Source organism: Pseudomonas sp. PSE1(2024) (assembly GCF_050990555.1).
Classification (GTDB): Bacteria; Pseudomonadota; Gammaproteobacteria; order Pseudomonadales; family Pseudomonadaceae; genus Aquipseudomonas; species Aquipseudomonas aphyarum.
The window spans coordinates 2,551,134-2,568,933 of the sequence record NZ_CP158967.1 but is presented as its reverse complement, the minus strand read 5'-3'; the positions used below and the strand labels follow the sequence as shown (position 1 = coordinate 2,568,933).

The window sequence follows — 17,800 nt, the reverse complement described above, 5'->3', positions numbered from 1 at the left end:
TCCCCTCGCTCAGCCGATGTCGGCGGCGCGTTTGACCGCCGCGCGGATTCTTGGATACGTGCCGCAGCGGCAGATATTGCCGGAGAGCGCCTGATCGATATCGCTGTCGGTGGGTTTGGGGATTTTCGCCAGCAACGCGGCGGCGGACATGATCTGCCCGGACTGGCAATAACCGCACTGCACCACGTCCAGTTCGGCCCAGGCCTGCTGCACCGGGTGCGAACCGTCGCTCGACAGGCCTTCGATGGTGAGGATTTTCTGGCCGTGAGCGACGGCCGTGGCCGGCGTGATACACGAGCGCAGCGGTGCGCCATCGACGTGCACGGTGCAGGCACCGCACTGGGCCATGCCGCATCCGAATTTGGTACCGGTCAGGTGCGCGACATCGCGCAGGACCCAGAGCAACGGCATGTCCGCAGGGACATCGAGCTCCTGATCCTTGCCATTGATGTTCAAGGTCAGCATCGGGGACTTCCTCAGACTCACGGTGTTCTGAAGGGCGCTGCTACGGCTCTCGATGGCCGTGCGCGCCTCGGCTTATCCCTTTCAGCTAAGCGCATTTTGACCCGACGACCAGCCGCTGCGACCACCGGTCATGCAGCACCGTTCGGGAATTCTTCGATCAAAGTGCCGACTTTGCTCCTACAGTTGATTCCGGTTGTCATCGCAAGACCTGCCCCTTCACACTTTCCAGGAGTCGCGAACATGGGATATGTCACAACGAAAGACGGCGTCGAAATCTTCTACAAGGACTGGGGCCCGAAAGACGCCCCGGTGATTCACTTCCACCACGGCTGGCCGCTCAGCGCGGACGACTGGGATGCACAGATGCTGTTCTTCCTGACGCAAGGCTTCCGGGTCGTGGCCCATGATCGACGGGGGCACGGGCGTTCGAGCCAGGTCTGGGACGGTCACGACATGGATCATTACGCCGACGATGTGGCGGCGGTGGTCAATCATCTGGGGACGCAGAAAGCCGTGCATGTCGGTCACTCCACCGGGGGCGGCGAAGTGATCCATTACATCGCCCGGCATGGCGAGGATCGGGTCTCCAAGGCCGCGATCATCAGCGCCGTACCGCCGCTGATGGTGAAGACCGAAAGCAGCCCCGGTGGTTTGCCCAAATCGGTGTTCGACGATCTTCAGGCGCAACTGGCGGCCAATCGCTCGCAGTTCTATCACGACGTGCCGGCTGGCCCGTTCTACGGCTACAACCGCCCCGGCGCCAAACCTTCGGAAGCGGTGGTCCTGAACTGGTGGCGCCAAGGCATGATGGGCGGCGCCAAGGCCCACTACGACGGGATCGTTGCGTTCTCGCAGACCGACTTCACGGCCGACCTGAAAAGCATCTCGATCCCGGTGCTGGTGATGCACGGCGACGACGACCAGATCGTGCCCTATGAAAATGCCGGCGTGCTGTCGGCGAAACTGCTGAAAAACAGCACGCTGAAGATTTATCCGGGCTTCCCCCACGGGATGCCGACCACCGAGGCACCGACGATCAACGCGGATCTGCTGGCGTTCATTCGCGGCTGATCATATCGTCCGGGGTCAGGTGCCCTGCCTGACCCCGGCTACTCTTCGGTTCGCCCCGTTCCTTCGCGATCACGCACATAATGTCTGGCCAATGGAAAGGCCGGCAGCCACGACTCGCGACGCACCGTCCACAGCTCATAGGTCGGCTGGCATTGATCCGGTGCATCCAGCGCACCGAGATTGACCTCGACTTCATCGCCACTGCGACCGAACACCGACGAACCACAGCGCGGACAGAAATGCCGCCCCGCATAGTCATGGGTCTCGCCAGTAATCGTCACCGCCGCCTCGGGAAAGATCGCCGACGCGGCGAACAGCGCGCCATGGTGTTTGCGGCAATCCAGACAATGGCAAACGCCAATCCTGTAGGGCCGCCCTGACGCCTCGATCCGCACTTCGCCGCACAGACAACCGCCGGTCAATCGGTCCATGGGACACCTCGTCTGAAAATGGAATATCCGGTGAGTGAAAATAGCAGCCCAATGGGGGAACGCTTACAATCGTGGCCCATTAATACTATTCAGGCAGAACCGTTCTTTCATGGCGCTCGATCCTCTCACGATGCTCACCATTTCCACCGCCCTGGCCGCGGCGGCCGCCCTGTATCTGGCGGTCGAATGGCGCAGCATCCGCGAACCTTCCCTGCTGTTCTGGAGCGCCGGTTTCGCCACCATCACCGTCGGCTCGAGCCTGGCCCTGTTGCGCGCCAATGGTTATCCGCTGATCGGCATCTGGTTCGCCAACGGCTTGCTGGTAGTTGCGCACTGGCTGTTTCTGCTGGGGGTCGCGCGATTTACGCAGAGACGGTTGTCGCGGGCCTGGTACTTGATGTTCCTGCTTTGGCTTTCGTTGCTGCTGTTACCCGAAGATCCGTCGTGGTCGAAGATCATGCTTATGGCCAACTCGCTGCTGGTGGCCGCGTTGATGCTGCGGGCCAGCCTGTTGCTGCGCCCGCACGGCAAATCGTTGAGCGTCGGCGCAGTGCAGTTGCGTTATGTGCTGCTGATCCACGGCGCGTTCTATTTCGCCAAGGCGATCATCGCCGTGATTCCCGGCACGCTGATCGATCTGGCGTCGCTGCGTGGCGAAATCATTCAGATTTCCCTGGTCGAGGGCGCGATGGCGATCATGCTGATCGCGCTGTCGATGACCGGCACCGAGCGCTATCGCCGGGAAAAGCAGATTGCCGAACTGGCCGCCCGGGATCCGCTGACCGCGCTGTACAACCGCCGCGCCCTCGAAGTCCGCGCACCGCGTCTGCTCGATGAAGTCTCCAGCGCCCGCCCTGGCGCGCTGCTACTGATCGACATCGACAACTTCAAACTGATCAACGACCTGTACGGCCACACCGCCGGCGACCGCTTGCTCATCGCCCTCAGCGAAATGATCCGCGCGGTGCTGCCCAAAGGCGCATTGGCGGCACGGCTGGGCGGTGACGAATTCGTCATGTTGTTGGGCGATGCGTCCCACGCACAGATCATGGTGCTGGGCAGCGCGCTGCGTGAGCAGTTTCAGCAGATGACTTCCCAGACCTATACCACCCCGCAGGCGGTTACCCTGAGTATCGGCGCCAAGGTGTTCGATCAGCCGCCGGCCAGCCTTGCGGCGTTGATCGAGCAAGGTGACAGCGCGCTCTACGAATCCAAGCGCGGCGGACGCAACCGGATTCAACTGGCCGACTACACCTGACCTATCCTTGCCTGCATCCCGTAACGTCGGAGTTCGCAATGTCCTCGCCTGAATCCACCCTCCTCCAGAGCTGGCACCACAACGCCCTGGCCTGGACCGAAGCCGTGCGCAGCGGCGCCATCGAGAGTCGCCGGCAGGTCACCGATCAGGCCATTCTGCTGGCGGTGATGGGGCGTCAGCCGGAGCGCGTGCTCGATCTGGGATGCGGTGAGGGCTGGCTGTTGCGGGCGCTGGCCGAGCGAGGATTTGACGCAGTCGGCGTGGACGGCGATGCGACGCTGGTCGAGGCCGCGCGGGTGGCCGGTTCATCGCCCGTGCATGTCGCCAGCTACGAAGAACTGGTTGAGGCAAAGGTCGACATCGGCCGCGACTACGATCTGATCTGCGCCAACTTTTCCCTGCTGCATCAGGACATCATTCCGCTGCTCGCGGCGATGAATGCCCTGCTCGTGCCGGGCGGTGCGCTGGTGATCCAGACGCTGCATCCGTGGTCGGTGGCAACGGGTGATTATCAAGATGGCTGGCGGGAAGAAACCTTCGACGGGTTCCAGGGCAAATGGCAGCCGATGCCATGGTATTTCCGCACCTTGTCCAGTTGGCTGAATGCGCTGGACATGGCCGGCCTGCAGTTGACCGGCCTGCGCGAACCGCAGCATCCGCAAAGCCCGGTGCCGCAGTCGTTGTTGATGATTGCCGAGCGTCGCGCTTAAAACGCTTAGAGCCTCGGCTGGAGCAGAATCCCGGTGTAGTGCCGCAAAAACAGCGCGAACCCCGCGCACCAGAGCACCACCGACAGCCCCAGCCCCAGACTGGAAAACGGCACCAGCAACACCCGGCAACCCGCCGCAATCAGCACCAGCGCAAAGCCCGACACCATGCCTTTCGAGGGCTGCAACAACCGGCCGGTATGCCCAAGGCTGACCCGCGCGATCATCGCCAGAATCAACCCGCCCACCCCGCCCACCGCCAGTGCATGGGTCGCCAGGCTTTGCTGGCCGATCAAGCCGAGATGCCACAGCGCCATGGCCCAGGTTGCCAATGCCATCCAAACGTAAGCCAGGTACAGCGACCAGAGCAGCGGCACGCGCCACATCCCGCGATCATGCCAGCGGATCAGCCGCATCAACTGCAAACTGCCGGTCAGCACGAACAGGCCTGCCAGCCATAGTCGGGGCGAATCATTGAGGCCTGCCGTAAAAGTGACAGCGGTCAGCAGGCTGCCGATCAGCAGCAAACGGGTTGGCAGTGGATTGGCAGCAGGCGCCGGTGGACGGTTCAAGCCGCGCTGGATAAAGAACGGAATCACTCGCCCACCGATCACGGTCATCAGCGCCGCCACCAGCCACAACGCGCCCAGCACACCCTGGCGTTGCAGGCCGGCGTCGTCGTTGTAAAGGCCGATCAAAGTCAGTGCCTGACAACCCGCCATCAACCCAAGCACCAACACAATCGGGTAGTTGTCACGTTTGCGGGCGGCGACCAGATCCCGTCCCAGCATCACTGCCAGCAGCGGTAGAAACCCCCATTGCAGCGCCAGAATCAGTCCGGTCGGCAACGGCAGCCACCAGGCCACACGCCCGAGCAGCCAGACCGACACCAACGCGATCAGCGCCCCGCCGCGCACGCCGGGAATCCCGGTCCAGTTGGGCACCGCCGTCAGCAGAAACCCGGCAACGATCGCCGCCGCGAAACCGAAGGGCATTTCATGCCGATGCCAGGCGAGCATGCCGCCCGCCGGTTGCAGGTCGAACCAATGGCCGTAAAGCCACAAGCCCCAGATCAGGATCGCCAGCGCGGCGAATCCGGCCCCGGCCAGAAACAGCGGCCGGAAGCCCAGGCTGAACAGCGGTGCATCAGCGAGTCTGCGCATGTTCAAGCCACTACGGCGGCGTGATGCCGGCCCAGCCGATATTGAGACAGGAGCCGCATCACGTAGCCGATTTTCAGCAGTGTCGGGCCGATGATGGTCATGGCATGCATCGCCACCAGCAGCGCAATCGGCATGTGGCCCTGATAGAGGTAGGCGCCGTAGATGCCTGCCAGCAGCATCACCAGACCGGCGACGAGGATCTTGCTCGACAGGTGCAGAACGTTCAGCGGATTCTCGAAGAAAGTGAACATGTTTCGTACTCCTGAGCGGATCAGTTTGTACGTAAAGCAATTCAACTTGCGTGCCAGATTTCCAGCCCAGCAAAATCAATCAGTTACGAAAATACGAGTCAATTTGACACAAGCACGTAAGAGTCTTTTTGACACCCACGAAAGTCAATACGACTACACCCCACTTTAACAACAGCCAACCACTCGACCCATGGCGCTGCCAGCTGATCACAGACTGACTACTCTGTTATCCAGCGTGTCTAACCTGCCGAGGATGACTGCCATGCAACGCTTTCAAAAGCTGACTCCGTGCCTGTGGTTCGACGATCAGGCGGAAGCTGCGGCGAAGTTTTACTGCTCGATCTTCGACCACTCGAAAATCACCGCCCTGACCCACTACAGCAAGGTCGGCCAGGAATTCCACGGCCGCCCCGAGGGCTCGGTGATGACCGTCAGTTTCGAACTCGACGGCCACACCTTTACCGGACTCAATGGCGGGCCGGTGTTCAAGTTCAATGAGGCAATTTCGTTTCAGGTCAATTGCCAGAACCAGGAAGAAGTCGACCATTTCTGGGGCAACCTCAGCTCGGGGGGGCCGGTGGAAGCGCAGCAATGCGGCTGGCTCAAGGACAAGTTTGGCGTGTCGTGGCAGATCGTGCCGGTGGCGTTCATGCACATGGTGACCGACGCCGACCAGACCAAAGCCCAACGGGCGATGCAGGCCATGTTCGGCATGAAAAAGCTCGACATCGCCGAACTCGAGCGAGCCTTCGCCGGCCAGAGCTAATACACTCGGGCACTGGCCTGCCGAGAACCCAACGATGAAACACGCTGCCGCCAAGAACTCCGAACAAGCCCCGCGCTTCTGGCGCGACGACGCCCTGCCCTTCATCGAAGCGCGGGCCATCGCCGACGGGCGTGAGGTCTGCTATTCACGGCACTCCCACGCGCATTTCTCCATCGGCGCGATCACCGCCGGGCGCAGCACCTACGTGCATGAGCAATCATCTTTCGAAGTGACGGCCGGCACCGTGGTGCTGATGAATCCGGGGGACGTCCACGCGTGCAACCCGATCGATGATCAGCCGTGGTCGTATTTGATGTTGTATGTGGAAACGCCGTGGCTGACAGATTTGCAGCATCAGCTGGGGTTCAGTGCGGAGCTTGAGTTTCGGCGGTTTTCCGATACCCATTTGAATGACGCCCGCCTGTTTCACGACTTGAATGCGTTGTACGCAGTGTTGGTCGACGAGCAGCAAGACGTCCTTTGCAAACAGAGCGCTGCGGTGGAGTTTTTCAGCGACCTGCAACTGCGCCTGAACCCTATCGAACAATCTGTACGAGAGCCGAACTTCAAACTCGAACGCGCCGCCGACTTCATTCGCCAGCATTGCACCGACCTGCTCAGCCTCGACGACATCTGCGCCGCCGCTGAACTGTCGCCGTCGTACCTGATCCGCGCCTTCAAACAGCATTACGGCATGACGCCCCATGCGTTTTTGGTGAACCAGCGTATTCAGTTCGCCCGTGAGTGTTTACGGCGTGGGCAGTTGATTGCGGATGTGGCGCTAGAGGCGGGGTTTGCCGATCAGGCGCATTTTCAGCGGGCGTTCAAGCAGCATCTGGCGGCTACGCCGGGGCAGTATCGGGGGTAAAAGCAAAAACGGCCTGCAATGGGCCGTTTCGGTTTAATTCTACATACCCGGAAAGATATACATATTTATCGCCAACAGTGCTTCAGGCCTTTAAAAACAGCCACCCCTCTCATTCACGCCACCACAAAGAAACACTTCGAACATTAATCCACGCCAACTTTTCGCCTTGGCGCCTTACTCTAAAAACCTGTCTGCCGCACAAACACGACAATCAATAAACAACCACCACATTTCATTTATTTCGCTATCAGAGAATGGATTCTGAATCATGAAGCCAATAGACAACTATGCTTACGACTCCAAAAACACACTTCAGAAGAAGACAGTAAGCCAGACCATTGCAAACTTTATCGGTGATAAATACGCCATTGAACGTCTTGGCTGGAAATGTAACGAAATCCTTGTTCCGTGCGTGGAGGACAGCGCGTTCGACCAAATCCACCGCAGCGGCAAAGTTTCGCTTTCCATACTGCTGCGCCACGACGACTTTCACTTTGTCCGCGCTCGCCGCAAGATCCCGGAAAACGCGATTTTTCTGCTGAATGAGAATGGCCGGCTCTACTTCAGCCATCGAAACATGGTCTCCAGCAACGACCGGCCCGCTACCCCGTTTGTATCTCCGCAGGAGATCACCGCCGACGTCGCGGGTCTGGCGGATTTCGACGACAACCTTCCGCTATTGGCCAAGGTCGCCGCCTCCAGTGGCGGCTGGATCATTACAGGAGACGAAGTTACGGTCGGCCAGTGGCTGCGTTTCAACGGGCTGCAAGTGCCGGACAACGAACAAGACACCCGCAACCTGCTCGACCTGTTGAATTTCTCGACATTGCCCGAGCCACCGAAGTACGGAAACTATTGGCAACTTCTGGACGCCCCCGACGAGTCGCCGTTCAAACTTGAGGGAAACAACCGGGCAATCATTCTTGATCTGATACAAAGTTGCACGCTGGATTTTGAGGCCATCGTCAATGGCCTCGGCAGACGAGTGCAGATTGAAGGCACGCCGGGCGATGGCGCTATAACCAGCACGGACTATCGCCTGCAGCAATTGATCGAAAGTGCGGCATCCCGGCACGGACAGTACTATCTTTCCAAACTTGGATGGCTCACTGAAGCAGCCGCAAAACAACAATCGACTGAACTCATGGAGCAACTGGCGGTTGCCGTGATACTGCTTGACCTGGACCCGGCGCTCGATATTGCCAACACCCACTTCGCCGGTTTCGACCTGTATTCCAAAGGTTACTTCAAACAGCGTCCGGCCCAGGTTCGAACAGACCTGGAAGCGCATCTGATCAAGAACCTTCACGTCGAACCTTCGCTTGCCCCACTGGTGACGCAGATGATTCTGGCAGGCATGGCGCCGGAGTATCTCTTCACCGACTGGCCGTCCAGCCTGCAGATGGGGACGCCGGCCTGGGTGATCGCTACGCAGGCTGTGCATCTGGTCGAAGCACTGGTTCCCGGCACCAGCCGCAAAATGACCTATCAACATCTGATGGGATTCAGCCAGTCGACGAAATCCCTCGCGCCACTGGCAGCTTTGCAAGCCGAAGGCTCGGTGGATCCGGTGGTGACCTGGGCCTGGATGAACGGCCTCATCACGCGAGATGCGCAAGGCAATCTCGACGCAAAAGAAATCGAGCGCGCCACGCTCGAATACGATCAATACATCGCCATGATGCTGGAAGCCGCCGAACGGTTTTCCAGGCCGTTGCCCGATCGCATACAGCTCGCATTGCAAGAATTGAAGTCCCAGGAACGGGATTGTGACCCCGATGAACTGCTGGTCAAACATCGCGGCAGTGGCGGTGGCGCGGGCCGTAAAGTGTCGGTGCTGGACCTGTACATGGGTGACGAGCTTCACACCAAGGACTGGGATCGTCTCAAAGGCACCAGCATCTATAAATCCTTTCCTGAACTGCCTTTTCTGTTTCCCGTTGCCGACCTCTACGAAACCGCGACCTCCAGTCACTTCGACGCCGTTCTCGGTGGGCTGGCGCGCAACATCCAGATCGCCATTTCACAGGTGCTCCCGGAGGATGCGGCGTCCATTGAATACGGGGCGATCGGTGTCTATTGCGTTCAGAAGATGAACTACAAGCCGGCGAGAACCAACGGTCGCGGCGGCGTCAGCCCTGCAAGATACATTCCGGGAGAAACCGGGCGTTACGGGGTCATTCTCTGCGTACAACTCGGTTACGCCATCAAATGCTTCGAGCTGTTTGCGCTCCGGATGGAGTGTCGGTACAACCCGGAGCTTGAAGCATTCTTCGAGCCACTGGTTTCCGGAAGTTTCTTCAAGCTCGACACTCGGTTCACCGATCAGGAAGAGCTTGAAAAAGCCCCCGTTGATCTGCAGGCCTACCTACAAAACGTCGCCCCCAGGGCCAGCATCAAATCCAGAATTCAGGTGCGCAAGATCGGTGTGCTGGAAGCGCCCCGCGAGCGCAGCGATGGCACACCTCTTTATCGCTCTCCTCGCATGGAAATCCTGAGCCGGATGATCGCCGAGAAAAATCCGTACATCACCGAGCAGGAAATCCACCAACTGGGCCTGCAGCAAACCGTACGGGAGAAGGCGATTGAAAAGACCGATGCCATCTTCAATATGATTCTCAACCTGATCATTCCCTTCAAGAGCTGTGTGGAAGGGCTGACTTCCGGGGATCCGAAGAAACACGGTGGCGCAATCTTCGACTGCATTGTCGATGCCGTCGTACTGGCGATGACCATTTTCGCCGCACCTGTGGCAATCGCTGCCGCCGCCAGCAAAGCCGCGAGCATCGCCGGTAAACTGCTGTCGGCCTCGCGGATTCTGGCAAGCGCAGCCCTCAGCCTGTTCAACCCTTTGTCGGGCTTGCCGCAACTGCTCAAGGCCGGAGGCAAATTACTCGGCCGAGGCGTCGCGAAGCTGAGTGGACATGCCCTATCGCTGGCACATCAGGCCAAGCAGCAACTCAGGTTCCTGACCGGCGCAAACAGTTACGACCTGCTCAAAGTGATTGATCACACCGGCTCGGCAACCCACGCGCGGATGTCGCTGGACACGATTTCACATGCTCGGGCGCTGCTGAAAAGCGATGCCATCGAAACCGCTCAACACATCGTCACGCGCTTGAGCGACAAGCACTTCAAGTTGCCCAAAGGGGCTACCGAAACGGAATTGCGCCATCTTGCGAACAACGCCGTGAAGGAAACGGCGTACCAGTCGAAACAGGCAGTTGATCTGGAGTCGCTGATCGGTCGCAAGGCTTTGGAAGAACTGACGGAAGCGTTCATCAAGGGCCACCCCGTCCAGCTCAACGATGCGCGCAGCACGGCGCAGGGTTACACCGAAACGCTGGCAGTCCTGTACGAACTCGAGAGCAAAAAAGCCCGATTCATGACGGGCTATCAGCAAGACATTCTGAAACTGGATTTGGGCAAACCACCCTACAACGACGTCATGCCCGATTCGCTGTTCAACCCGCAGGGGTTCACCGATCCTTCACAACGTGCGACCGCCTGGATGTTGAAAGGCTCGACCTCCAACGGCAACGACTTCGAAAACATCCTTGGCGTATTGCGCGAATACACCGCGAACAAGGCCTCCCTGACCGATCCGAACGTGATCAGGGAGATTCATCGCAAACTTGTGCCGGAAGCTGTAGGGCGCGTGCGCGACGCCGGCGCACCGACCAAGTACGGCAGCAGCCCGACTGGATTCGCCTTGCTCGAGCAGCACCTGAAAAACCTGGACCCGAAACATCCGCACTTCGATAAACAAGTGCTGGGGGCTGTGGTCGGTTTTCAGGGGTTCGGTGATGGCAACGGCCGTACGGCCAGCGCTTTGTATTCGATCAGCCAACTGCGCGAAAACCGCTTCACGGCCATGCCACCCCATGTGTTCAGGGAGCTCAACGGCATTTTCTAAGGGATTTCGCATGAATTGAACTCAGGTCCGTACTCCGTTTGCCGGGGTACGGATCAGGGCAGCAGCAAATACCCCGCACTCACCGCCAACAGCAACGCCATCACCCGGTTGAACAAGCGCATCCCCGCCGGATTTTGCAGATAACCGCGCAAAAACGTCCCGGCATACACCCAGCACCCCACCGACAGATAACAAATCACCAGATACACCGCCGCAAACTGCCACACCAGCCGCGCCTCGCCATCGGCGACAAACGCGCCCATCCCCGCCACGCAGGCCAACCAGGCCTTGGGGTTGAGCCATTGCATCACCGCGCCATACAGCATCGATGGCGCACGTCCCGATTCGCCTGCATTCAACCGGCCGTCATCGGTAGCCAGTTTCCACGCCATGAACAGCAGAAACGCCACCCCGGCCAGTTGCACCACGCGGGTCAGCGAGGGCCACAGTTTCAGTACTTCGTGCAGCCCCAGTCCCATCAACACCAGCAACAGCACAAACCCCAGCGTCGCCCCGGCTACATGCCGCTGGCTGGCGCGAAAGCCGAACTGCGCCCCCGAACTCAACGCCACGATATTCACCGGCCCCGGAGTAATGGACGCGGCCAGGGCAAACGCCGCCATCGACACAATCAGACTCATCGCACACCTGCTTCAAATCGAGGAACAAGGCGCTCACAGTAGCCAGCACACACCGGGTGGTATTGAAGGAAATTACCCCCGCTCGCGCAGACCCACTACGCTCTGGCTATGCAAACACTTTTGACCAGGAAGTCTGCCCTCGATGATCTTGATTCTGCTGCCCTCTGCCGATTACGACCCCACCGAAAGCAGCGTGCCCTGGCAGGCACTGCGCAACGCGGGCATTGAAGTACGTTTTGCCACACCGCAAGGCTTGCCCGCCCATGCCGATCCACGGTTGGTGGATATCGGCTTCGGCCTGTTGAGTTCGATGCTGATGACGCGCAAGGCCGATCTGGACACCTACACACAGATGATCGAGTCCGATGCGTTTCGCCAGCCGCTGGCGTATGCCGATGTCGACACGAAACAATTTGACGGGCTGCTGATACCCGGTGGTCATGCCAAGGGGATGCGCACGCTGCTGGAATCGACGCAGGCTCAGCAGATCGCCCTGCAATTTTTCAAGGCAGAAAAACCCGTGGCGGCGGTGTGTCATGGCGTGTTGTTGCTGGCGCGCACGCTCGATCCCGACACCGGGCGTTCGGTGTTGTTCGGGCGCAAGGTCACGGCACTGCTGGCGGCAACCATGGAGTTGCCGGCGTGGCTGATGACCGCTGCGTGGCTGGGGCGCTACTACCGCACCTACAAGCAGACCGTCGAAGCGGAAGTGAAGACCGTTCTGGCCAGCAAATCCGACTTCATACGCGGCCCGCTGATCGCCAAACGCGATGGCGCGAATAAACTTCAAACGGGATTTGTGGTGCGCGACGGCCAGCTGCTGACAGCGCGCTGGCCCGGCGACTGCCATCGATTCGCCGCAGAATGGGTGGCCATGTTGCAGGCCACCCAACGCTGATCGGCTGTTTCAGTCCTGACGCGGCACGGTGAAGCGGAACTCACTGCCCTGCCCCGGCTCACTCTCGGCCACGATCCGCCCGCCATGGGCCTCGACGATGCCTTGCGTGATGTACAGGCCCAGCCCGGTGCCGTTCGGATTGCCTTCCTTCACCGTCCAGTAACGGTCGAACACGTGCGGCAAGTGATCCTTGGGAATGCCTTCGCCGCTGTCGCGGACCGTGAAGACGATGTCGTCGCCAACCGATTTGGCATACACATCGACCGTACCCAGACGCGGAGTGAACTTGATCGCGTTGCCGACCAGATTCGACAGCACCTGAAACAACCGCTCCGGGTCGGCGTGGATGCTCAGGTCGGGATCGGCCTCGAACGAGATGCTGATGTCCTTGTCCAGCGCCAGCGGTGCGAGCAGTGATTGCGCCTCTTCGAACATCTGCGCGACATCGAGTTTCTGCGGCGCGATGGTGTAGCGGCCGGCGTCGATTTTCGAGGTGTCGAGCAAGTCTTCCAGCAGCGTGTTCATGCGCCCGGCGGCTTGCTGCATGGTATCGATGGCGGTCGAGATGCGCCGCGAAGTGTGCGGCCCGTCCGAGCTGAAAGCCTTTTGCATCATGCCGCAGAGCATCGAGATCACGGTCATCGGGTTGCGCAGGTCGTGGGACACCACCGCCACCAGTTCGTCGCGGGCGCGCACCGCTTCCTGCTCGCGGCGCACCTGACGGGCCAGGTCATTTTCCAGCGCCGAGCGACGCAGGTCGTTGGCGGCAAACAGATCGCCGTGGCTCCACTTGGTGGAAATCCCGGCCATCTCGACCTTCCAGATTTCGAACGAAGTACGCGGCCGCAGGCGCAGGCCGGCGTCGGAGTTTTCCAAATCCAGCGGCTTGCGCGGGTCGCCGCTCCAGTTGATGTTCTCTTTGACTTCGGGGCGGAACCACAGCACGCCGTTGTCCACCGGTTTCGGCAGGCTCATGGCGAGCACACCGCTGGCGACCTGCTGATACTGCGCAGCCGGCGGATAAACGCTGGCCAGGTGATGACTGGCAAACACCGGCTCGCCACGCTCCTGCAACCACTTGTGCAGGGCACGAATTTCTTCCGGCTCCGGGCAGTTGCCGTAGCGGTGCAATTGCTTGTCTTCGATGATCGCGATGCCGCCGGCATTGGCCAGCGCCATCAGGACTTGTGGCTGGTTGGCCAAACCATCGAATACGTTCTGTGGCGAATCGATCATCGCCTGATTGAGCAGCGCCAGCGCTTCAACCTTTTCCTCCCGTTGACGGCTGACTTCCAATGCCTCCATCGCGCTGATCTGCAATGACAGCACCTGGCCGATGGTCTGGCACGCGGTGCGCAATTCATGCGGTACATGCAGCGGCTGGCGATTGCCGCAACTGATCAGGCCCCAGAGCTTGTCGCCCTTGAGCAGGGAAATGCTCATCGAGGACAGCACGCCCATGTTCTTCATGTACTGGCAGTGGATCGGCGACACGCTGCGCAATGTGGCGAAGCTCAGGTCCAGCGGTGTCTGGGTGTCCGGGCGCAACTTGGGCACCAGCGGCACCGGTTGGTAGTCGGCATTCGGAATGATCCGCAGCCAGTTGGTGCGGTACAGCTCGCGGGCCTGCTCGGGGATGTCGGAGGCCGGGAAAAACAGGCCGTTGAAGACTTCCATCGACGGGTCGGACGCTTCGGCGATGACCTGACCGTGGCCCTCCTCTTCGAAGCGATAGATCAGCACCCGGTCGTAACCGGTCATGGCCTGGATTTCCCTGACGCTGATGTCGTACAGCGCCTGCAGGCTCTGAGCCTTTTGCAGGCGCGCGAGCATCCGTCCCAAGTGGGTTTCGGTGCCGGCGACGTTACGCGGCTGGAAGTTCTCGACGTGGATTTCCAGCTCCAGGATCAGCACATCCTGATGCCGGTGCAGCAAACCTTCGAACGCTGTGCCGTTGAGGCGAAAGTGCAGCGGCGGCGCATCGGACAAGGCCGGTTGCTGCAAGGCCTCGCGAACCTGCGCGGCATGAGCATCGCCGATCAGGCTTTGCAGTGGCTGGCCGATCAGCTCTTGCGCCGGTCGCGCGAGCAAGGTCTCGACGTTGGCGCTGATCTGGATGATCGAAAGGTCCGGCTCGCTCAGGGTCAGCAGCAAACCGTGCGGCTGGATCGCGCCGGGAAAGCGGATCGGCTCGTCGGCGCAGTTGGCCAGCAACTCTTCAAAGGCTTCTTTGTCTTGCGGGGTCATACCAGAACCTCCTGGCTTTCGAGCCAGCGCTCGAAACAGCTGAATGTAGTGTGGGCGGCCGCCACGACGGCTTCACGCTCGTCGGCGTCCATCGGGCGACTGCCCAGGTATTCGATGAAATCGCGCCAGCGCCGGCCGGTGGCAGCGCCGTAGATGTCCAGAAACGCTGCACCGTTGTCCGCGTCCAGGCTCAGTCGTGCGGCGATTTCCCGGCGCAGGATCTGTCCGCCGAGGGTTGCGCCTTCCAGCACGTACAGCACGCCCAGGCAGGCGGCGGCGGAGTCGATGGCGGGCAACTGGCGGCAGAGCGAAAACGCTCCACCATTCGCGCCCAACGCTTGCAGATCGCGTTGCAGGGTCGGCGCCTTGAGGCGCGAAACCAGATCGAAATCGGCGGGGATCTCGCCGCTGCCCTGCAACGCAGCCTCCAGTGGCTGATAGAAGCCGTAATAGGCGCGCATCAATCGCTCGAAAGCCTGCAGATCAAGGGTGTCGGAGAAGAAAGGAAGGCGTTTTTCCAGAGCAATGTGCAGTTCGGCCGTGCCGGCGCGCAGGTCCTGCAACACCGGTGGTACATGAACCTCGCGGGCCTTTGCTTGCATGTAGTCGCTCGTACAGTGGGCCGCCTGGGGCCATGGGGGAATGGAAAAGCATTGCGCGAAAGCTTACACGGCAATTGTCCTTTCTGACCCGCCAGATGATTTTTTTTCTGGCGGATTCATCACCCTGTGACGAATTCAGAGTTGACGGGACGGCAGAAAGTTCGAACGGATTTACGCCCGACCGTCGCTGTACCGCGACTCTGCCGCCTGACTGTACGGTTCAGGCCCGCACGCCCGCGTGATAAAAATAGCGCTCCCGTCACCGGAGCCCGCACCATGGATCTCGCCACCCTCTCCCTGTTTCTGCCCGCCTGTTTCGCCTTGAACATGGCGCCGGGGCCGAACAACCTGCTGTCGGTCAGCAACGCCACCCGCTACGGCTATCGTCGCGCCTGCGTGGCGGGTGTCGGTCGTCTGCTGGCGTTTGCCGGGATGATCGCCCTTGCGGCGGCGGGGCTGGCAGTGGTGCTGCAAACGTCGGAACTGTTGTTCTACGGGATCAAGATTGTCGGCGCGGGGTATCTGCTGTATCTGGCGTGGCAGCTGTGGCGGGCCAATCCTGCCGCCGAAGACGCTGTGGCGGCGCCCGCGAACGGGCTTCTGGCCCTGGCGCGTCAGGAGTTTTTAGTGGCGGCGGGCAATCCCAAGGCAATTCTTATATTCACCGCTTTTCTGCCGCAATTCGTCGACCCGACCCGCGCCATCACCCCGCAGTTCATGCTGCTGGGCGTGCTGTTCCTGCTGCTGGAATGGATCGCCATCAGCGCCTACGCCTACATGGGCCTGCATATGCGCCGCTGGTTCGCCGAGCCGCGCGGCAAACGGATTTTCAACCGTTGCTGCGCGGGGTTACTGTCGGCGGCGGCTTCGGTGTTGCTGATGGCCAAGCGGGCCTAAGCTTCGGGCGGGCCTTTGAGTTCGACCTGATTGCCGTCCGGGTCGAAGCAGTACAGCGACAGGCCGTAGCCCTCGGCGCCAAAACGGGTGGCGGCTTTTTCGACGGTCAGGCCGCAGGCTTGCAAATGGCTGACCAGTGCCGCTTCATCGAACGGCTCGATGCGCAGGCAGAAGTGATCGACGTTGCGCCGTTCGCTTCCGGCAGCAGCACCGCCCTTGCGGCCGATTTCCCCGTCGAGGTCGACCAGATCGATCATCGACGTGCCGGCGCGCAGGTGCACCAGGCCGAACTTTTCGTTGCGTTTGACCACTTCGGCGCCGAAGACCCGGTGGTAGAAATCAATGCTGCGTTGCAGATCGGCGACGCGCAGCACGATGTGATCGATGTGTTGAATCATGAACGGTGGCATACCTTCATTTCCCGAGTTGTAGCGACCCGATCACTGTAGTGCAGCGGCCCGAAAATTCACTGTCGATTTTTCGGTGGAGCCATCGAATAACTGGTTTTATCCTCGGCCCATGAACATACAGACCGCTGTCCTGCCCCCTCACGCCGAAATGGTTCGCGCCATGCTCGCAAGCGATACTGCCTATGAAGGCGTGTTCTTCACGGCCGTGAAAACCACCGGGATCTTTTGCCGCCCTACCTGCACGGCGCGCAAGCCGAAACCGGAAAACGTCGAGTTCTTCGCCCACGCTGACGAATGCCTGTCCGCCGGTTATCGCGCCTGCTTGCGCTGTAAACCGCTGGACGCTGCGGCCATCGCCCCGGACTGGGTGCAACGGCTGCTCAAGGCCGTCGACGCCGATTCGGAGATGCGCTGGAGCGATGCGCAATTGCTCGCCGAGGGCATCGAACCGCTGAAGCTGCGGCGTTGGTTCAAACAGCATTTCGGCATGACTTTCCATGCGTGGCTGCGCACCCGGCGGCTCGGTGTGGCATTGGGCGGGATCAAGCAAGGCACGTCCATCGATCACGCGGCGTTCGATTCCGGCTATGAATCCCTCAGCGGTTTTCGCGATGCGTTTCAGAAGTCGTTCCACATCACGCCGGGACGCGCGGCATCCAGCGAGCCGTTGCTGTTCACCCGCCTGACCACGCCGTTGGGGCCGATGATCGCCATGGCAGAACGACGCGGGCTGGTATTGCTGGAGTTTCTCGACCGTCCGGCGCTGACCCGAGAAGTTGAAGAATTGCAGAACCGCTACGGCTACGTGGTCGCACCGGGGCACAACGCGCATTTGCAGCAGATCGAAAACGAGCTGGCGCTGTACTTCGCCGGCAAGCTGAGCGAATTCAGCGTGCCGCTGCACCTGCCCGGCAGCGAGTTTGCCCGGCAAGTCTGGAGCGAACTGCGGCAAATCCCCTACGGCCACACCAGCACTTACGGCACCATCGCCGCACGACTGGGCAAACCCGGCGCCAGTCGCGCGGTGGGTCTGGCCAACGGGCACAATCGGCTCTCGATTGTCGTGCCGTGCCATCGGGTGATCGGTGCGGACGGCTCATTGACCGGCTATGGTGGTGGGCAACCGCGCAAGGCGTTCTTGCTCCGGCTGGAAAACGCCGCCGTGCAGCTCACGCAACCACTGGCTTTCTGAAACCGACAAGAAGGGAT

The 17,800-nt window shown here is 60.5% G+C and carries 17 protein-coding genes; 9 read left to right on the top strand and 8 right to left on the bottom strand.

Annotated elements, in window-relative coordinates; translation table 11 throughout:
* Positions 1-9 precede the first annotated feature (9 nt).
* Complete coding sequence (locus ABTV87_RS11730; protein ID WP_007956954.1) at positions 10-465, bottom strand: (2Fe-2S)-binding protein; 456 nt, start codon at positions 463-465, stop codon at positions 10-12.
* Positions 466-705: 240 nt separating this feature from the next.
* Here ABTV87_RS11730 and ABTV87_RS11725 point away from each other — a divergent pair, with 240 nt between their 5' ends.
* Positions 706-1,536: an alpha/beta fold hydrolase gene (locus ABTV87_RS11725; RefSeq protein WP_258713289.1), complete on the top strand. Its 831-nt coding sequence runs from the start codon at positions 706-708 to the stop codon at positions 1,534-1,536.
* Between the two features lie 38 nt (positions 1,537-1,574).
* Here the strand turns inward: ABTV87_RS11725 and ABTV87_RS11720 are convergent, their stop codons facing one another.
* Entirely contained in the window at positions 1,575-1,967 is a 393-nt protein-coding gene (locus ABTV87_RS11720) for a GFA family protein (RefSeq protein ID WP_433899559.1), read from the bottom strand.
* 109 nt (positions 1,968-2,076) lie between these two features.
* Between ABTV87_RS11720 and ABTV87_RS11715 the strand changes: the two genes are divergently transcribed.
* Together ABTV87_RS11715 and ABTV87_RS11710 are read left to right on the top strand one after the other, a co-directional pair.
* The gene (locus tag ABTV87_RS11715) at positions 2,077-3,225 is read left to right on the top strand and encodes a GGDEF domain-containing protein (protein WP_258713287.1); all 1,149 of its coding nucleotides are present in this window, start codon (positions 2,077-2,079) and stop codon (positions 3,223-3,225) included.
* Between the two features lie 38 nt (positions 3,226-3,263).
* On the top strand, positions 3,264-3,935 hold the full coding sequence (locus ABTV87_RS11710) for a class I SAM-dependent methyltransferase (RefSeq protein WP_433899558.1): 672 nt from the start codon (positions 3,264-3,266) through the stop codon (positions 3,933-3,935).
* 5 nt (positions 3,936-3,940) lie between these two features.
* On the opposite strand, the gene ABTV87_RS11705 is transcribed toward ABTV87_RS11710, so the two are convergent.
* On the bottom strand, positions 3,941-5,095 hold the full coding sequence (locus tag ABTV87_RS11705; RefSeq protein WP_433899557.1) for an NnrS family protein: 1,155 nt from the start codon (positions 5,093-5,095) through the stop codon (positions 3,941-3,943).
* Positions 5,096-5,097: 2 nt separating this feature from the next.
* On the bottom strand, positions 5,098-5,346 hold the full coding sequence (locus ABTV87_RS11700; RefSeq protein ID WP_248738972.1) for a transmembrane sensor/regulator PpyR: 249 nt from the start codon (positions 5,344-5,346) through the stop codon (positions 5,098-5,100).
* A 262-nt stretch (positions 5,347-5,608) separates the two neighbouring features.
* On the opposite strand from ABTV87_RS11700, the gene ABTV87_RS11695 reads away from it, so the two are divergent.
* The 3 genes from ABTV87_RS11695 to ABTV87_RS11685 all read left to right on the top strand — a co-directional run bounded on the left by ABTV87_RS11695 (position 5,609) and on the right by ABTV87_RS11685 (position 10,896).
* Positions 5,609-6,112: a VOC family protein gene (locus ABTV87_RS11695; RefSeq protein ID WP_433899556.1), complete on the top strand. Its 504-nt coding sequence runs from the start codon at positions 5,609-5,611 to the stop codon at positions 6,110-6,112.
* 34 nt (positions 6,113-6,146) lie between these two features.
* Entirely contained in the window at positions 6,147-6,980 is an 834-nt protein-coding gene (locus tag ABTV87_RS11690) for an AraC family transcriptional regulator (RefSeq protein WP_433899555.1), read from the top strand.
* Positions 6,981-7,248: 268 nt separating this feature from the next.
* Positions 7,249-10,896: a hypothetical protein gene (locus ABTV87_RS11685; protein WP_433899554.1), complete on the top strand. Its 3,648-nt coding sequence runs from the start codon at positions 7,249-7,251 to the stop codon at positions 10,894-10,896.
* 53 nt (positions 10,897-10,949) lie between these two features.
* On the opposite strand, the gene ABTV87_RS11680 is transcribed toward ABTV87_RS11685, so the two are convergent.
* Positions 10,950-11,537, bottom strand: a complete 588-nt coding sequence (locus ABTV87_RS11680; RefSeq protein ID WP_433899553.1) for a LysE family translocator — start codon at positions 11,535-11,537, stop codon at positions 10,950-10,952.
* A 142-nt stretch (positions 11,538-11,679) separates the two neighbouring features.
* Here ABTV87_RS11680 and ABTV87_RS11675 point away from each other — a divergent pair, with 142 nt between their 5' ends.
* Complete coding sequence (locus ABTV87_RS11675; protein WP_433899552.1) at positions 11,680-12,435, top strand: type 1 glutamine amidotransferase domain-containing protein; 756 nt, start codon at positions 11,680-11,682, stop codon at positions 12,433-12,435.
* Between the two features lie 9 nt (positions 12,436-12,444).
* On the opposite strand, the gene ABTV87_RS11670 is transcribed toward ABTV87_RS11675, so the two are convergent.
* Complete coding sequence (locus ABTV87_RS11670) at positions 12,445-14,682, bottom strand: ATP-binding protein (RefSeq protein ID WP_433899551.1); 2,238 nt, start codon at positions 14,680-14,682, stop codon at positions 12,445-12,447.
* On the bottom strand, positions 14,679-15,284 hold the full coding sequence (locus tag ABTV87_RS11665; RefSeq protein ID WP_085608986.1) for a biliverdin-producing heme oxygenase: 606 nt from the start codon (positions 15,282-15,284) through the stop codon (positions 14,679-14,681). Before ABTV87_RS11665 ends, ABTV87_RS11670 begins: the two co-directional genes overlap by 4 nt.
* A 276-nt stretch (positions 15,285-15,560) precedes the next feature.
* Between ABTV87_RS11665 and ABTV87_RS11660 the strand changes: the two genes are divergently transcribed.
* Positions 15,561-16,181: a LysE family translocator gene (locus tag ABTV87_RS11660; protein WP_433899550.1), complete on the top strand. Its 621-nt coding sequence runs from the start codon at positions 15,561-15,563 to the stop codon at positions 16,179-16,181.
* Here the strand turns inward: ABTV87_RS11660 and ABTV87_RS11655 are convergent.
* On the bottom strand, positions 16,178-16,591 hold the full coding sequence (locus tag ABTV87_RS11655; protein WP_433899549.1) for a VOC family protein: 414 nt from the start codon (positions 16,589-16,591) through the stop codon (positions 16,178-16,180). The two genes, ABTV87_RS11660 and ABTV87_RS11655, sit on opposite strands and share 4 nt — an antisense overlap.
* Positions 16,592-16,700: 109 nt before the next feature.
* On the opposite strand from ABTV87_RS11655, the gene ABTV87_RS11650 reads away from it, so the two are divergent.
* Complete coding sequence (locus ABTV87_RS11650) at positions 16,701-17,783, top strand: bifunctional transcriptional activator/DNA repair enzyme AdaA (RefSeq protein WP_433899548.1); 1,083 nt, start codon at positions 16,701-16,703, stop codon at positions 17,781-17,783.
* Positions 17,784-17,800 lie beyond the last annotated feature (17 nt).

What these genes read in the sequence shown, in the direction of transcription:
- ABTV87_RS11730 (WP_007956954.1), bottom strand. Translation starts at nt 465, where the DNA reads ATGCTGACCTTGAACATCAATGGCAAGGATCAGGAGCTCGATGTCCCT.
- ABTV87_RS11725 (WP_258713289.1), top strand. Translation starts at nt 706, where the DNA reads ATGGGATATGTCACAACGAAAGACGGCGTCGAAATCTTCTACAAGGAC.
- ABTV87_RS11720 (WP_433899559.1), bottom strand. Translation starts at nt 1,967, where the DNA reads ATGGACCGATTGACCGGCGGTTGTCTGTGCGGCGAAGTGCGGATCGAG.
- ABTV87_RS11715 (WP_258713287.1), top strand. Translation starts at nt 2,077, where the DNA reads ATGGCGCTCGATCCTCTCACGATGCTCACCATTTCCACCGCCCTGGCC.
- ABTV87_RS11710 (WP_433899558.1), top strand. Translation starts at nt 3,264, where the DNA reads ATGTCCTCGCCTGAATCCACCCTCCTCCAGAGCTGGCACCACAACGCC.
- ABTV87_RS11705 (WP_433899557.1), bottom strand. Translation starts at nt 5,095, where the DNA reads ATGCGCAGACTCGCTGATGCACCGCTGTTCAGCCTGGGCTTCCGGCCG.
- ABTV87_RS11700 (WP_248738972.1), bottom strand. Translation starts at nt 5,346, where the DNA reads ATGTTCACTTTCTTCGAGAATCCGCTGAACGTTCTGCACCTGTCGAGC.
- ABTV87_RS11695 (WP_433899556.1), top strand. Translation starts at nt 5,609, where the DNA reads ATGCAACGCTTTCAAAAGCTGACTCCGTGCCTGTGGTTCGACGATCAG.
- ABTV87_RS11690 (WP_433899555.1), top strand. Translation starts at nt 6,147, where the DNA reads ATGAAACACGCTGCCGCCAAGAACTCCGAACAAGCCCCGCGCTTCTGG.
- ABTV87_RS11685 (WP_433899554.1), top strand. Translation starts at nt 7,249, where the DNA reads ATGAAGCCAATAGACAACTATGCTTACGACTCCAAAAACACACTTCAG.
- ABTV87_RS11680 (WP_433899553.1), bottom strand. Translation starts at nt 11,537, where the DNA reads ATGAGTCTGATTGTGTCGATGGCGGCGTTTGCCCTGGCCGCGTCCATT.
- ABTV87_RS11675 (WP_433899552.1), top strand. Translation starts at nt 11,680, where the DNA reads ATGATCTTGATTCTGCTGCCCTCTGCCGATTACGACCCCACCGAAAGC.
- ABTV87_RS11670 (WP_433899551.1), bottom strand. Translation starts at nt 14,682, where the DNA reads ATGACCCCGCAAGACAAAGAAGCCTTTGAAGAGTTGCTGGCCAACTGC.
- ABTV87_RS11665 (WP_085608986.1), bottom strand. Translation starts at nt 15,284, where the DNA reads ATGCAAGCAAAGGCCCGCGAGGTTCATGTACCACCGGTGTTGCAGGAC.
- ABTV87_RS11660 (WP_433899550.1), top strand. Translation starts at nt 15,561, where the DNA reads ATGGATCTCGCCACCCTCTCCCTGTTTCTGCCCGCCTGTTTCGCCTTG.
- ABTV87_RS11655 (WP_433899549.1), bottom strand. Translation starts at nt 16,591, where the DNA reads ATGCCACCGTTCATGATTCAACACATCGATCACATCGTGCTGCGCGTC.
- ABTV87_RS11650 (WP_433899548.1), top strand. Translation starts at nt 16,701, where the DNA reads ATGAACATACAGACCGCTGTCCTGCCCCCTCACGCCGAAATGGTTCGC.